Source organism: Alcaligenes sp. (assembly GCF_050255915.1).
GTDB lineage: Bacteria > Pseudomonadota > Gammaproteobacteria > Burkholderiales > Burkholderiaceae_B > Alcaligenes > Alcaligenes aquatilis.
In genome coordinates, this window is record NZ_JBFWIQ010000018.1 from 26906 (window position 1) to 42127 (window position 15222).

The 15222-nt window shown below is 56.1% G+C and carries 13 protein-coding genes; 8 read left to right on the forward strand and 5 right to left on the reverse strand.

Going from position 1 to position 15222, the window contains the following annotated elements; translation table 11 throughout:
• Positions 1-5: 5 nt before the first annotated feature.
• Positions 6-1370 (reverse strand): UDP-N-acetylmuramate:L-alanyl-gamma-D-glutamyl-meso-diaminopimelate ligase, encoded by a 1365-nt coding sequence (gene mpl, locus AB7E06_RS17890; protein WP_230019281.1) that lies wholly within the window; start codon positions 1368-1370, stop codon positions 6-8.
• A gap of 107 nt (positions 1371-1477) precedes the next feature.
• On the opposite strand from mpl, the gene AB7E06_RS17895 reads away from it, so the two are divergent.
• The 8 genes from AB7E06_RS17895 (at position 1478) to AB7E06_RS17930 (ending at position 8272) form a co-directional block, all read left to right on the forward strand.
• Positions 1478-1975: a TlpA family protein disulfide reductase gene (locus AB7E06_RS17895; RefSeq protein WP_094197736.1), complete on the forward strand. Its 498-nt coding sequence runs from the start codon at positions 1478-1480 to the stop codon at positions 1973-1975.
• Positions 1976-2136: 161 nt separating this feature from the next.
• Positions 2137-2571: a type II 3-dehydroquinate dehydratase gene (gene aroQ / locus AB7E06_RS17900; protein WP_094197735.1), complete on the forward strand. Its 435-nt coding sequence runs from the start codon at positions 2137-2139 to the stop codon at positions 2569-2571.
• 85 nt (positions 2572-2656) lie between these two features.
• The gene (gene accB / locus AB7E06_RS17905; RefSeq protein ID WP_094197734.1) at positions 2657-3109 is read left to right on the forward strand and encodes an acetyl-CoA carboxylase biotin carboxyl carrier protein; all 453 of its coding nucleotides are present in this window, start codon (positions 2657-2659) and stop codon (positions 3107-3109) included.
• Between the two features lie 4 nt (positions 3110-3113).
• Positions 3114-4463: an acetyl-CoA carboxylase biotin carboxylase subunit gene (gene accC / locus AB7E06_RS17910; RefSeq protein ID WP_094197733.1), complete on the forward strand. Its 1350-nt coding sequence runs from the start codon at positions 3114-3116 to the stop codon at positions 4461-4463.
• Positions 4464-4559: 96 nt separating this feature from the next.
• The gene (gene prmA, locus AB7E06_RS17915; RefSeq protein WP_321268744.1) at positions 4560-5480 is read left to right on the forward strand and encodes a 50S ribosomal protein L11 methyltransferase; all 921 of its coding nucleotides are present in this window, start codon (positions 4560-4562) and stop codon (positions 5478-5480) included.
• A 24-nt stretch (positions 5481-5504) separates the two neighbouring features.
• Positions 5505-6773 (forward strand): zinc-ribbon and DUF3426 domain-containing protein, encoded by a 1269-nt coding sequence (locus tag AB7E06_RS17920; RefSeq protein ID WP_094197731.1) that lies wholly within the window; start codon positions 5505-5507, stop codon positions 6771-6773.
• 8 nt (positions 6774-6781) lie between these two features.
• On the forward strand, positions 6782-7723 hold the full coding sequence (locus tag AB7E06_RS17925; RefSeq protein WP_094197730.1) for a carbohydrate kinase family protein: 942 nt from the start codon (positions 6782-6784) through the stop codon (positions 7721-7723).
• Positions 7724-7780: 57 nt separating this feature from the next.
• A complete protein-coding gene (locus AB7E06_RS17930; RefSeq protein ID WP_003801873.1) occupies positions 7781-8272 on the forward strand; it encodes a glycine zipper 2TM domain-containing protein in 492 nt (163 codons plus the stop codon).
• Positions 8273-8348: 76 nt separating this feature from the next.
• Here the strand turns inward: AB7E06_RS17930 and AB7E06_RS17935 are convergent, their stop codons facing one another.
• The 4 genes from AB7E06_RS17935 to AB7E06_RS17950 form a co-directional block, all read right to left on the reverse strand.
• On the reverse strand, positions 8349-9572 hold the full coding sequence (locus AB7E06_RS17935; RefSeq protein WP_125277692.1) for a methylated-DNA--[protein]-cysteine S-methyltransferase: 1224 nt from the start codon (positions 9570-9572) through the stop codon (positions 8349-8351).
• A 292-nt stretch (positions 9573-9864) separates the two neighbouring features.
• Entirely contained in the window at positions 9865-10428 is a 564-nt protein-coding gene (locus AB7E06_RS17940) for a YggT family protein (protein WP_094197728.1), read from the reverse strand.
• Between the two features lie 114 nt (positions 10429-10542).
• Entirely contained in the window at positions 10543-11388 is an 846-nt protein-coding gene (locus AB7E06_RS17945; RefSeq protein ID WP_427957939.1) for a histone H1, read from the reverse strand.
• Between the two features lie 306 nt (positions 11389-11694).
• Positions 11695-15153 carry an indolepyruvate ferredoxin oxidoreductase family protein gene (locus AB7E06_RS17950; protein ID WP_427957941.1) on the reverse strand — a complete coding sequence of 1153 codons (3459 nt, stop codon included), beginning with the start codon at positions 15151-15153 and terminating at the stop codon, positions 11695-11697.
• Positions 15154-15222 lie beyond the last annotated feature (69 nt).

Sequence of the window (15222 nt, forward strand, 5' to 3'; positions counted from 1 at the left end):
GAGGGTCAGCGTGACAGTTGATCCAGCAGACGCTGATGAATGCCACCAAAGCTGCCGTTACTCATGACGACAATGGCATCGCCGGGCTGGCTGGCCTGAACAATGGCCTGAACCATTTTATCCAAATCAGTCCACGCTGTGGCGCGATCGCCTAATGGCGCCAGTACCTGGGCCGCATCCCAGCCCAGTGCGTGTTTGCCCTGGGTCTGGCCATAGCAAAACACCAGGTCGGCATCTTCCAGTGAACCGGGCAGGCGAGCCGCCATGGCACCCAGCTTCATGGTGTTGGAGCGTGGCTCCAGTACGGCCAGAATCCGGGAGGCCTTGCCGGTTTGGCCGCGCAGACCCGCCAGGGTGGTGGCAATGGCAGTGGGGTGGTGGGCAAAATCATCGTAGACGGTAATGTCCTTGACCACGCCACGTACTTCCATGCGGCGCTTGATACCGGCGAACTGGCTTAGCGCAGCGCAAGCTTGTGCGGGCTTGACGCCAACATGGTAGGCAGCGGCGATAGCGGCCAGGGCGTTCAGACGATTGTGTTCGCCCGTCAGTGTCCACTGGACGGTGCCCTGAGTCTGGCCTTTGAAAATCACTTCAAACGAGGTGGGGCTGATTGCTCGACTGTCCCAGTCGCCTTCGGGACCAAACTGCTCGACCGGTGTCCAGCAACCTCGGGCCAGGGTTTCGTCCAGACTTGGGGTGTGGGTGGGGCGCAGAATCAGCCCGGTGGAGGGGATGGTGCGTACCAGATGGTGAAATTGTGTCTGGATAGCGTGCAGATCAGGGAAGATATCAGCGTGATCGTATTCCAGATTGTTCAGAATGGCTGTGCGGGGGCGGTAGTGAACAAATTTGGAGCGTTTGTCGAAGAAAGCGGTGTCGTATTCGTCGGCCTCGATCACAAACAGGGATTGCTCAGGATTGAAACGGGCCGACACGCCCAGGCCTGGAGCCACGCCACCGATCAGAAAGTTGGGGGACAGCTCGGCCTGTTCCAGAATCCAGCCCAGCATGGAGCTGGTGGAGGTTTTGCCGTGCGTGCCGGCCACGGCCAGAACGTGTTGCTTGTGCAGGATGTTCTCGCCCAGCCATTGCGGGCCAGAGGTGTAGGGCAGGCCCTGATCCAGAATGGCTTCCATCAGAGGATTGCCGCGCGTGACCACATTGCCCACTATATAGAGATCAGGGGCCAGCTCGGTCTGTTCTGCGCCAAAGCCTTCGATGAGCTCGATGCCTTGTTCTTCCAGCTGCGTGCTCATGGGGGGGTAGACCCCGGCGTCGCAACCTGTGACTGTATGGCCAGCCGAACGGGCAATCAGGGCCAGACCACCCATGAATGTGCCGCAAATGCCTAGTATATGTATGTGCATGACAATCCTCCGGCCTGTATTCTAGACGACTGTTTGATCTGATGCGTGAGCTTTGGTGAGGGCCGGTGCTATCATGCCCGGATGACATTTTTCAGGTGTGAGCCGGTATGCGTAGGCGTCTTTTTTTGCAGAAATCGCTAGTGTGTGCAAGTCTTTTAGCCTTGCATCCCGCTCCTTGGGCCAGTTTGCTGCCTTCAGACCCTTTCCTGGCGCAAAGTTTCAAGGACCTTCAGGGCGAAGATCACGCGCTCTCTACTTATATAGGTAAGCCACTGGTGGTCAACTTCTGGGCTACCTGGTGCGCACCGTGCGTCAAGGAGATGCCGGATCTGCAGGAGCTGCACAAACGCTATCCGGATGTGAACTTTGTGGGCATTGCGGTGGACTCGCTGGATAACGTAACGGAGTTTCTGCAGCGCGTGCCGGTCAGCTACGACATTTTGCTGGCTGGCTCGGGTGGTTTGAAACAAATGCGCAGCGTGGGTAATAAAAAGGGTGGATTGCCCTTTACCGTGGTGTTCGGCAGCAATGGCCGGATCAGTGAACGCATTTTGGGCCAGATAGATCCCGAAAAGTTGGACGAAGTTATTAAAGCTCAACGCTAACTGGCCGACTTTTTCGCTTAATTTCGTCAAATTGCAGACCTGGTGCGTCCCTGTTTAAAACGGTATTGAACCAATGCTAACTATTTGTAAGCCAAGCAGGTTTATGGACAAATGACGTTATTTAGCGTAAAAAGGCGGTCTGTCTTGACGAAAAATCCGCTATGGCGAAACATGTCCTGGTCCTTAACGGGCCTAACCTCAACCTGCTGGGTACCCGGGAACCCGATGTCTATGGACATCAGACTCTCGACGATATCAATAGCGGTTTACAGGTGCTGGCCGACCAGCATGGTGCGCAGTGTCATTTTTTTCAAAGCAATCACGAAGGCGGGCTCGTTGATCGAATTCATCAAGCCCGTACCGAGGGCGTTGATTTCATCCTGATCAATGCTGGGGCCTATACCCATACCAGCGTAGCGATACGGGATGCACTCGCCGGTGTCGGTATTGCGTTTATTGAAGTTCATCTGTCCAATGTTCACCGTCGTGAGCCGTTCCGTCACCACTCCTATCTCTCTGACATCGCTAGCGGTGTCATTGTTGGTTTGGGGGCGTATGGTTATGAAGCCGCCCTGCGGTTCGCTTTGAATAGTTAAGCGGTTCATTTCGTTTTTTTGACCAATATTTTTTAATGCCGTCCTGACCCAGTCAGTGGCTAGTGCGGCGTTGCGGGAAGTACGCATGGATCTTAGAAAACTCAAAACCCTGATCGATCTGGTCGCCGAGTCTGGCATTGCCGAGCTGGAAATCACTGAAGGCGATGACAAGGTTCGCATTGTTAAATTTTCGCAAAGCTCGGCTGCTCCCGTGGTCTATGCACCCGAGGCTCCGGTAGCCCAGGTGGTAGCCCCTGCCGCTGGCGCTCCTGCCGCCGCTCCCGCTGCACCCGCCGCTCCTGAAGGCCACGCCGTCAAGGCTCCTATGGTTGGCACCTTCTACCGTGCTCCTAGCCCAGGCGCTTCTCCTTTTGTGGAAGTGGGCCAAACGGTCAAGGAAGGCGAGCCTTTGTGCATTATCGAAGCCATGAAGCTGCTCAACGAGATCGAAGCCGACAAGTCCGGCGTGATCAAAGAAATTCTGGTTGAAAATGGCGGGCCGGTGGAATACGGCCAGACTTTGTTCGTCATCGGTTGATGATATGTTTGAAAAAATCCTAATCGCCAATCGGGGCGAAATTGCCTTGCGTATCCAGCGCGCTTGCCGCGAGATGGGTATCAAGACAGTCGTCGTTTATTCTGAAGCAGATCGTGATGCCAAGTACGTGCGGCTGGCTGATGAGGCCGTGTGTATTGGCCCCGCCCAGGCTCGTGACAGCTACCTGAGCATGCCTGCCATTATCTCGGCAGCAGAAGTGACCGATGCGGAGGCCATTCACCCTGGCTACGGCTTCATGGCTGAAAACGCGGACTTCGCTGATCGTGTTGAAAAGAGCGGTTTTGTCTTTATTGGCCCACGTCCCGAGAGCATCCGTACGATGGGCGATAAGGTCATGGCCAAAAAGGCCATGATCGAGGCCGGTGTGCCTGTGGTTCCTGGTTCGGATGGCGCCTTGCCGGACGACCCGGCTGAAATCATTCGCATCGGGCGTGAAGTAGGCTACCCAGTCATCATTAAAGCCTCTGGCGGTGGTGGTGGCCGTGGCATGCGCGTGGTCTACACCGAAGCGGCTTTGCTGACTGCGGTTGCCACGACCAAGACTGAAGCGGCTTCGGCGTTCAACAATCCCGAGGTCTACATGGAAAAGTACCTCGAGAATCCACGCCATATCGAAATTCAGGTATTGGCTGACGGTGAACGCAATGCTATTTGGCTGGGCGAGCGCGATTGCTCCATGCAGCGTCGTCACCAGAAAGTGATTGAAGAAGCACCGGCCCCTGGTATTGCCCGTCGCCTGATCGAGCGTATTGGCGAGCGCTGTGCTGATGCCTGCCGCAAGATGCGTTACCGCGGCGCAGGTACCTTCGAGTTTCTGTACGAAAACGGCGAGTTCTTCTTTATTGAGATGAACACCCGTATTCAGGTTGAGCACACCATCACTGAAATGATCACCGGCATTGATCTGGTTCAAGAGCAGATCAAAGTGGCTGCGGGCGAGAAGTTCGTGCTGCGCCAGCGTGACATTGAGTTTGAAGGTCACTCGATCGAGTGCCGTATCAACGCAGAAGATCCGTTCAATTTCGTACCCAGCCCAGGTTTGGTCAGCAAGTGGCACACCCCTGGCGGCCCTGGCGTGCGTATCGACTCGCATGTCTTTACCGGTTATACCGTGCCCCCGTACTACGATTCGATGATTGCCAAGCTGATTACCTATGGTAAAACGCGTGAGCAAGCCATCGCCCGTATGGACATTGCCTTGTCTGAAATGGTGGTGGAAGGGATCAAGACGAACGTGGAGCTGCACCGGGAGTTGATGCAGGATGCCAGCTTCAAGGCCGGCGGCACCAGTATTCACTACTTGGAACAAAAGCTGGCCCAACGTAACAAGTAAGGGCAGCAACAGGTCAGGCCACAGGCCTGACCTGATAAGAATAATGATTACGTAAAACAGGGGCGAGCCCCCTGTTTTGCTTTATGGAAACTATGTATGCGTGAACTCTTACTGAGCTGTCAGGAACACGAGGCCGAGCGCTTGTCCGATGCCTTGCTTGAAGCAGGCGCCTTGTCGGTGTCGGTGGAAGATGCCGACGGTGATACCGACCAGGAAAAGCCCCTGTTTGGCGAACCCGGTATCGAGCCGGATGTGCTGGCCTGGGACCGCAATCGGGTCGTCGCTTTGCTGCCCGAGGAGCTGGAGCCTGAAGAGTTGCTACAACCGCTTTTTGACGCCGGTGTACTGGAGCCTGAAAAGGCTCAATGGAGCGTGCGCGAAGTGCCCGATGAGGATTGGGTACGTTTGACGCAGTCGCAGTTTGGCCCCATCCCGGTGGGCGATCGTATCCTGATCGTGCCTAGCTGGCACAAGGATGACGAGGATCTGCCCGTCGCTCAGGAAGGTGATGATGGCTTGGTTCGTATTGAACTGGATCCTGGCCTGGCGTTTGGTACCGGTAGCCACCCCACGACGCACCTGTGTCTGGATTGGTTGGCCCATCATGTGCGGTCTGGCCAGACAGTGCTGGACTACGGTTGCGGCTCCGGCATTTTGGCGATTGCGGCTCGCAAGCTGGGCGCCGGCCATACCGTGGGTGTGGACATTGACGAGCAGGCCGTGATTGCCACGCGCTACAATGCGCAAGTCAATCAGGTCGAGGTTGAAGGCTTGCTGCCCGATGCCATGCCCGCCGGGCAAACCGATCTGGTGGTCGCCAATATTCTGGCCAATCCCCTGCGTATGCTGGCCCCTATGCTGGCCAACCGTGTCAAACCGGGAGGGCACCTGATTCTGTCCGGTATTTACGATTGGCAGGCGGAGGAAATGATCGAGGTCTATTCCGCCTACCTACCCTTGTCGGTCTGGCAAGAGCGTGATGGCTGGGTGTGTTTGGCTGGTCAACGCCTCTTGTAAGACGGTAGAACCTAAGGTGAGTTCATGGAGCTAAAGACTCGCTGCCCCCGTTGCGGGACATCGTTTGCAGCCAGCGTAGAAACGCTGCAGCGCCGCCGAGGCTATATACGCTGTATTCAATGTGCGCATATCTTCGATGGCTTTGAAGAGGTCATTGATGATCAAGCTCCTGAGCCTTCTTATCGTTCCCCGCTTGTACCGGTTCAGACCGAGCCGCGTCTGGGGCCTGAACCATTGGCCTCACACCGGCAAGAGCAGGTGCAGACAGTGGACTTGCAAAGCCCTATTCCAGGGCCGCGCTTTGTAGAGCATTCCCGTCATGCACCACCGCGTGATGAAGGCACTGCCCACGACTCCTTGCAGGTACGCAAATTTCCCGACTCCATTCTGGCACAGGCGCCGCTTACGCCGGCAGCGTCTTCTGTTAATGCTGCGGAGCCTTTTGTGCGGCTGGCAGAACCGTCTGTTGAGTCTATAGAGCCCTCTTTGCGGCCGTCAGAACCTTCTGTTATCCGCGCCCGCTCTCGAGCCGAGCCTGTAACCAGGGGGGATCAAGACGCTGCTTTTTTTGTATCGGCCAGCACAGCCGCTGAACCAGAGGGTGGACACCATATTGGTCAGGCCCCCTGGTCGGCTGCCGAACCCCAATTCAGTGTGGGGGATCGTGCCAGTGCTTTGCGTGCGTCTTTCCCCTCACGGCAGGCGGACGGCACCCACGATGATGATGGGGATCACGTCCAGCAAGGTTGGGTGATTGATCCCAACCCCGCCTTGCAACGCGAGACGCGTTACGAGGGCGAGGCCAGTTTTGGCCAGCGTGTGGGTTCGCTGATCTGGACCAGCTTGTGTGTCCTTGGCATTGTCGTGTTCGTATTGCAGCTGATGTACGTGTATCGCGTGCAGATTGTCAGCCAGATACCGATGCTGCGGCCCGTGTTTGAGCGTACTTGCCAGACCTTGTCGTGCAAGGTGCCCTACGAGCGCCGTCTGGACCAGATCCGTGTACAGGCTTCGGCTTTGCATAAAGCGCCGAATCAGCCAGGGCAATCTACGTTGGGCTTTACGCTGCGCAACGAGTTTGAGCGGCCCCAGGAGTGGCCGACACTGGTTCTGGACTTGAAAGATTTTTCCGGAGCCTTGATCGCCCGGCGCAATATCGCGCCCGATCAGTATCTGGCTCCCGAGCGACGCGAGCCCGCGTTTGCAGCGCGCAGTGAAATTATGGTGCGTCTGCCTTTGAATACCGGGCCGCTCCAGGTTAATGGCTACCAGATTAGCCCTTTTTTTCCATAAGGTAATTTATGACCGAGCGAGTGCTGGTATGTGGTTCGATCGCGTTTGATACGATCGCGGTTTTCGAGGGGTACTTCAAAGATCACATCTTGCCCGATAGCATCAAAACCCTGAGTGTGTCCTTTTTTGTGCCCAGTTTGCGTAAAGAGTGGGGCGGCTGTGCTGGCAACATGGCCTACACATTAAATATGTTGGGTGGCCGTCCTGTGCCCGTGGGGGCGGTAGGTAGTGATGGTGTGGATTATGTGCAGCGTTTGCAGGATCTGGGGATTGATACCAGCATGGTGCGCGTGATGCCTGATATGTTCACCCCTCAGTGCTTTATCACTACAGACTTGGCTGCCAGCCAGATTACCTCTTTCCACCCGGGTGCCATGATCAGTTCGGCCCAAATTGATCTGTCCGGTCAAGAAGCGGCGTGGGGCATTGTGGCTCCGGACTCCAAAGATGGTATGTTTGCGCATGCTCGTCGCCTGAACGCACAAGGCACGCCGTTCATTTTCGACTTGGGCCAAGCCATGCCTTTGTTTACGGGCGAAGATCTGCTGGAAATGTTGGAACTGTGTCAAGTTCTTACGGCGAACGAATATGAAGCCGAAGTCATTGAGCAACGTACCGCCAAGAGCATGGCCGAGATCGCACAGGGTTTGCAGGCCGCTATTGTGACGCGTGGGGAGTATGGAAGCACGCTTTACCACAACGGGCAGGCTTATGACATTGCCCCTGTGCCAGTGGACCATGTGGTTGATCCTACCGGCTGTGGCGATGCCCATCGCGCAGGTTTGTTATATGGACTTACAAAAGGTTGGAGCTGGCAGGAGGCTTGCTGCTTGGGCAACTTGATGGGCAGTATTAAAATCCAGGTCGATGGCCCGCAAAATCATGAATTTAAACGGTCAGATATCTCGGCCATGCTAAAACAGCACTATGGGATTGAGCGCAGTCTGTAAGATAGCGTTCTACCATTTTTTATGGTTCGGCCAGCTACGTTTTTTGGAGTAAACCGTATGTACGTCTCTTTTTTTGATCGACCCAAAGTGCGTCTGCTGGTAGTGGCAAGCTTGGCGGCCCCGGTGTTTTTGTTGGCCGGTTGTGCCAATAAATCAGCATCCAGCTCGGTGTACAGCTACGGTCAGGCTCAGCGAGAGCAAATCGTGCGTTTGGGTACCGTTGTTTCGGTACGCGCTGTCACTATTCAGGAAGATCAGAACTCCGGCGTGGGCACCGTCGGTGGCGCGGCCTTGGGTGGAGTGGCCGCCAGCAGCATTGGTGGTGGCCGTGGCAGCATCCTGGCAAGTATTGGTGGTGCTATTTTGGGTGGTCTGGTTGGTAATGCGGTTGAAAACCGCATGGGCAAGACCCAGGGGCTGGAGATCACGGTGCAACTGGATAATGGCGAAACCCGTGTGGTGGCTCAGGAAGCCGATGTTCCTCTGTCCGTAGGTCAGCGTGTCCGTATGCTTAGCGGTAACGGCCCAACTCGTGTGGTGCCGATGTAATCAAGGCCTCAGGGCTTTGCGCACACAAAACCCGGCCAATGGCCGGGTTTTTCATGTCTGCTAAAAAGTCGTGCCTCTATTGTGCGCGTTCACGCTCCAGCAAGGTTTTCTTGCGCTCCAGTCCCCAGCGATAGCCTGCCAGATCACCGCTTTGTCGCAAGACTCGATGGCAGGGGATGGCAATGGCCAGAATATTGCTGGCACAGGCTCGTGCGACTGCACGGGCTCCATTGGGCATATTCAAGCGTTTGGCAAGCTCGGTATAGCTTAAGGTCTGGCCTGCCGGGATCTGACGCAGAAACTCCCAGACACGCTGTTGAAAGGCGGTGCCTTGAATGTCCAGGGGCAGATCCAAGCCTTGGGTCGGTTCTTCTACCATAGCCAGTACTTGAGCGACCCGCTGATTGAATAGGGAATCTGCACCAATCAGTTCGGCAGTCTTGAAGCGATCCTGCAACTGTGCCAGCAAGATGTTGGGATCATCGCCTAAAGCAATGGCACAAATCCCGCGCTCGCTTTCTGCGACCATCAGTGCTCCCAAGCTGGATTGGGTAATTGCAAAACGAATTGGCTTGCCTGGGCCTTGTGGGCGAGGCGTTTTGGCCTGCAGGCGTTGACTTCGATGTACCTTGTTTGGGGCAGGAGCCGCTACGGGTGTGTGTTTGGGCATACGCCACAAATACCATGATGCGACGCTGCGATAGGGGGCCCAGGCTTGGCCAATGTCACGTAAAGCTCGGGCTGAGGGGGCTTTGTCCAGGCGCTTTAAATGGCGATAGCCCTCCCGCACCCCAAAGTCGTCTGCAGGCAAAATATCCTCGTGTTCCAGTGTGTACATCATCATCATTTCCACCGTCCAGCGGCCTATGCCGCGTAGCGTGGTCAATTGCTTGATCAGCTCTTCATCAGGCATTTGCAAAGCGGTGGCCTGATCGGGAATGATGCCATCCAAACGCGCCTGAGCCAGCCCCAAAATACTGTTGGCCTTGGCGCCGGACAAGCCACAAGCACGCAAGGTTTCATAGGGAGTGGCCAGTACCTGTTCAGGTGTTGGGCAGTGGCCGTGCGGATAAATATCAATCAGGCGTTGCAGGATGCGTTCAGCCGCACGGGTGTGCAATTGCTGATACACCACCGAGCGGATCAGGGCCTCGTAGGGGTCGCGCTCGGGGCGCGGTTGATGGATGCAAGGGCCCACATGGGTGACCAAGGCTTGCCAGTCCGGGTCCAGTGCGGCCAGGAATTGTTCGGCCTCGCGGTAGCGGTGGGCCCGGTCCTGTTTTGATGGAAGACGAGTCATGGAAGTGGTGTGCTGATTGGCGATGAGACCAGTATAAAGTCCGCCTTGGGACAAGACACCCTGGTTCTTGCTCTTGAATTCGGGGCAGGAAAGGAAGGTTTTTTCCAGACTTTGGAGGAGATCAGCCTAATTCAGAATGAGCTTGTTTGCTTGAATATGGCTGCGGGTTGCGTGTTCTAGAGGATGACTCTGATGCGGTTCAGAAAGTTGGCAAAGATCAAGCATGGCGATGCATCAAAGTAAAAAACCTGGGCATGGCCCAGGTTTTTTTTAAGCGTGCAGCGTGTCGTGCTTAGATTGGCACCAGGCTGAAAGCCGTGCGCGTGATAACCATATTAAGCACTTGGGTCAGCAGCAAGATGACCAGCGGCGACAGATCCAGGCCACCCAAGTCGGGCAGGACACGGCGTATCGGGTCCAGCAAGGGGGCAGTAATCGAGCGCAGCAAAGGCATGCTGGGTGATTGTGGCTGAATCCAGGATAGCAGGGCTTGCAGCAGCACAACCCAGAAGATCAGGCTCAAGGCCCAGCGCAGCAAGGTAAAGACGGCTGCCAGCAAGAACATGGGGAAGTTCGAGAGCATGGACATGGATCCGGTCAGCACCATCGCACTGAGGACCAGGTAGACCAGTGCGCTTAGCCAGGCTGCGACCAAGGAGGTCCAGTCCCAACGGTTGCCGCTTTTGATCACGCGCCGCAAAGGCATGACCAGCCAGTCCGTGACTTTGAACATGGCTTGCGAATAAGGGTTGAAGGGATGGATTCTGAGCGCATAAACCCAGGCACGCAGTAGCAAAATCGTGCCCAGCAGCGACAGAACAATATGGATTAGGAAGAGGGCGACTTCACTGAACATAGTTGCTTGGTATGAATTGATGGGAGAGGGAATTGTCGCATGCAAGTGCTACAAACCAAAGAGCCACCCTGACCAGGGTGGCTCTTTGGGGAAAAATATAAAAGCGGCGTGTGATTAAGGACGCTTGCCAGTTGGGAAGGGCCAGGAGCCAGCGGGGTTGACGTCGTCGCGCAGCGGTTCGGCTGGTGATGCTGCCGTTTTGCTCGCTTTGCGGGCTGCGGTTTTATTACCTACCTTAGCGGTGGTTTTAGGCGTTGTGCTGGTCTTTGGGGTCTTGGTTTCTGCGGTCACGGATTTAACTTCTTTCTTCTTTGGAGCTACGGGTTTCTTGGCACTAGCAGCAGGACTGGCTTTTTTTGCCGCGGTCTTTACTGCTGCTTTGGTGCCGGCTTTAGTGGCAGGTTTTGCTGCCGCCTTGCTGGGAGTGGCTTTTTTGGCCACGGGTTTGCTTGCCTTGGTGCTGGCCGTTTTTTTTGCGGCAGCGGGGGCAGCAGGTTTTTTAGGAGCAGATTTAGCGCTGGCTGCTTTGGGCGCAGTCGCTTTCTTGGCTACTGTTTTTTTAGCGGCGGTCTTTTTGGCCACGGCTTTTTTAGCGACCGTTTTTTTCGCTGCTGTTTTTTTGGCTACGGTTTTTACGGCGGCTGTTTTGGTCGCGGTAGCTTTGACCGTCGTGTTCTTTGCCGCAGTGGTTTTCTTCACCGCTGCTTTTTTCGCAACCGTTTTCTTGGCCGGTGCGCTGGTTGCAGACTTGGCAGGCGCTTTTACAGCAGCCTTGCTGGTCTTGGCCGCCGTGGTTTTAGTGGGGGACTTTTGGGCAGCGGTTTTGCTGCTGGGACTGGTCTTGGTAGCGGAAGCTTTTACTGGTGCTGTAGCGGGCTTGGCTGGCGTTGCTTTTTTGGGGCTAGCTGTTTTGGTGCTTGCTGCTTTTGCTGCGCCTTTCTTGGCTGTTGCCATGATCATGCTCCTTGAGAACAAGTCTTTAGTTTGTCCACACCCATTTGACCTGGCCTGGAAAACTGCAATGGCCTTTTTCAAATGACGCAGGCGTCTAAGGTTAATACCTTATACGCTTAGCAGTCTAACGCAAGCCCTTACACAGTCAAGTAATAATCATGTAGCACAAGCATATGGCTTTGTTAATCCCCGCTTGCTGTCTCCAATAAGTTGCGTTCTGTACCTGTGCCATCAATTCCCCCAAAAAAAAGCCCCGCATAGGCAGGGCTGAAAGGGCAGGTTAATGGTTGCGACAGTCGTAGCGGGCAAGGCTTAGGCGGGAACCGCCTGAATTGTCAGACCTGTGTTTTTCAATTGCTGCGTCAACTCCGCGAACCGGGCTTCGTATTGCTTGGCTGACTCCATTTTCACGGGACCGAAGCCGCGCAATTGTTGGGGCAGTTCGGCCAGTTCCAATGCCGTGGCGTAGTTGGTCTGATCCAGATTCTTGCTCAAGCTGTTGAGCAGGCTCTGGTATTCGCGCCAGAAGCGACGCTCCATACGGCGCTCATGGGTGTAGCCAAAGGGATCTAGCGGTGTGTTGCGCAGACCTTTGCCTTTGGCCATCCAGCGCAGCAAGGTGGCCGTGCGGGGGCCCAAGGTGATCTTGCGTGGGCGACCTGTGGCCGGATCACGGCGTGCCAGTAAAGGCGGTGCGAAATGAAAGCGCAAGGAGAAGTTACCTTCAAATTGCTGTTCCAGATCCTGGCGGAACGCGGGCGAGCTAAATAGGCGAGCCACTTCGTACTCATCCTTGTAGGCCATTAGCTTGTACAAGCTGCGAGCGGCTTTTTCAGTCAAGACGGGACGCTGGCCAGGACGCAGTTTTTGTTCGGCTTCACGCAGTGCATGGATGGTGCTGGAAAAGCGCTGGGCATAGGCGGTGTTCTGGTATTGCTCCAGGCTACTGGTGCAGCGCTGCATGATTTGTTCCAACGTTTCACGACGCTGCAAGGTTATGACTTGAGCGGCTGGAGCCAAAAGGCTGGCCAATGCTTTTTCGTCGTGAGCCAGTACGCGCCCCAAATGGAAGGCATCCAGGTTGGCTTGAATAGCCACACCATTGAGGCGGATGGCCTGTTCAATCGCCGCGCTGCTGACGGGCAGGGAGCCTTGCTGCCACGCCATGCCCAGCAGGAGCATGTTGGACAGCAGGCTATCGCCAAACAGCAGGGTGGCGGCCTGGTGAGCATTGAAAGAACGTACCTGGTTCTCGCCAGCGGTGGCCTTCAATTGACTCAGCAAGTGCTGTGCATCCAGCGGGGCATCGGGGTTGCGGGTGAACTCGGCGGTAGGGGCCAGGTATTCGTTGATGATGGCGTGAGTATGTCCAGGACGCAGGCAAGACAGGGCATTGGGGTGGGCGGCTGCCACCACGTCGCACAAAATGGCCAGGTCGGCCTGGCCGGGATCTACACGCACGGCACCTGTGTTCTCTTTGTTGGCTGACAGACGAATGTGGCTGATGACTGTGCCGCCTTTTTGCGCCAGACCTGTCATGTCCAGCACGGAGCTGGAGCGACCTTCCAGGTGCACGGCCATGGAGAGCACCGCACCAATGGTAATCACACCCGTCCCCCCCACGCCGGCCACAATCACATTGCAGTCGCGAGCTTGAATGGCAGCTTGCGGCAGCGTGTCCAGTTTGGCCAGCAACTGGGCCTTCATGTCGGCCTGACCGTTTTGATCACCACGGCGCAGGGCTCCGCCCATCACCGACACAAAGCTGGGGCAGAAACCGTCCACGCAGGAGTAGTCCTTGTTACAGCTGGACTGGTCGATCTGACGCTTGCGACCCTCGGGCGTTTCAGCAGGCACAAGAGACAGGCAGTTCGATTGCACACCGCAATCCCCACAGCCTTCGCAGACCGCCTTATTAATAAAGAGGCGACGGGCAGGGTCGGGGTACTCGTTCTTTTTACGACGACGGCGCTTTTCAGCCGCACAGGTCTGGTCGTGAATCAGAATGGTGACGCCTGGGATTTCGCGCAGTTCGCGCTGTAAGCGATCCAGCTCACGACGATGATGAACGTCCACACCGGCAGGCAGGCTGACACCGCGATAGCGCTCGGGCTCATCGGTGGTGATGACCACACGACGGGCACCTTCCCCAATGGTTTGCTGGCAAATGCGGGGCACAGAGATCGGGCCGTCAACGGGCTGCCCGCCTGTCATGGCGACGGCATCGTTGAACAGAATCTTGTAGGTAATGTTGGCATTGGCGGCAATGGCCTGCCGAATCGCCAGATAGCCAGAGTGGAAGTAGGTGCCTTCACCCATGTTCTGGAACATGTGGCCCGTTTGGATAAAGGGGGACAGGCCCACCCAGTCCGTGCCTTCACCACCCATTTGAGTCAGACCACGGGTTTTGCGGTCCATCCAGGTCGCCATGTAATGACAACCCACACCGGCCATGGCCTGGCTGCCTTCGGGCACTTTGGTGGAGGTATTGTGCGGGCAGCCTGAACAGAAGTAGGGGCGGCGGGTCAGACCATTGGTGTCAATCGGTGCCAGGTTTTGCACCGTACAGGCAGGCAATTGCACATTGGCGTGATGGCCCAGCCAGCGACGCAGACCCACGGCCACACGGGCAGGGCTGAGCTGACCATCAGCAGGAATCAGTACTTCATTTTCAATATCGCGCTTGCCCGACACAGTGGGGCGCTGGGCACGGTTAAAGAGCAGGTTCTTTAACTGGTCTTCAATGATCGGGCCTTTTTCTTCAATGACCAGAACGTGGTCCAGACCTTCAATAAAATCGTTCAGCGATTGCGGGTTAACTGGCCAGCTCAAACCGATTTTCAGATGACGAATGGCGGGCAGATCCTTCAGACTGCTGAGCTGTTGCAGTGCGTCCAGCGTGTCCAGTGTGGCTTTGCCGGTGGACACAATACCGATACGCGCATCAGGTGCCGCTTCAAGGATGCGGTCCAGGCTGTACTTGTGGGCAAACTCGCGCACGCTATCCAGGCGGGCATCCAGAGTGCCTTCCATGGATGGCGTCAGGAATTTGCTGGGGTCGTAGGGGTGTTTGCCGCCTTGCTTGTCGGCCAAGGCCGGGGCCAGATCATCCAAAGGGGTGATCTCGAAAGAGCGGCCGCTTTCCACGGTTTCGGTAATGGCTTTGAAGGCTACCCAGGAACCGGAGTAACGCGACAAGGCCCAAGCCCAAATGCCAAAGCGCTCGTATTCTTCAACAGAGCTGGGGTTGACCACCGGGATGCCCCAGGCGATCAGGGATTGTTCGCTGGCGTGAGGGATGGACGAGGACGAGGCCACGTGGTCATCACCCACAATCATCAGGACGCCGCCGTGCTGGGACGCACCGGCTGCATGGCCATGGTGCAAGGCATCGCCCGCGCGGTCTACACCGGGGCCCTTGCCATACCACATGGAGAACACGCCATCGACAGTGCGGTCGTCACGCTCGCCCGCTTGCTGGGTGCCCATAATCATGGAAGCAGCCAGGTCCTCATTAATAGCAGGTTGGAAACGGACCTTGGCCTGGTCCAGATGCTTCTGGGCCTTCCACATGATCATGTCCACGCCACCGAGTGGCGAACCACGGTAGCCGGAAACAAAACCGGCGGTGTTCAAACCGTGCTCTTTATCCAGGCGAGCCTGGGTCAGCAACATGCGCACCAGGGCCTGTGTGCCAGTTAAAAAGATGCGTCCTGATCGGGCGGTCAGGTTGTCGCTTAGCTTGTATTGAGTGTCGACGGACTGCGTCATGATGAAACCTCCAGATAGAGATCATGATAGAGAGTCTGTCCTCGCTTTTTTTTGCGTTATAGTTGCGTG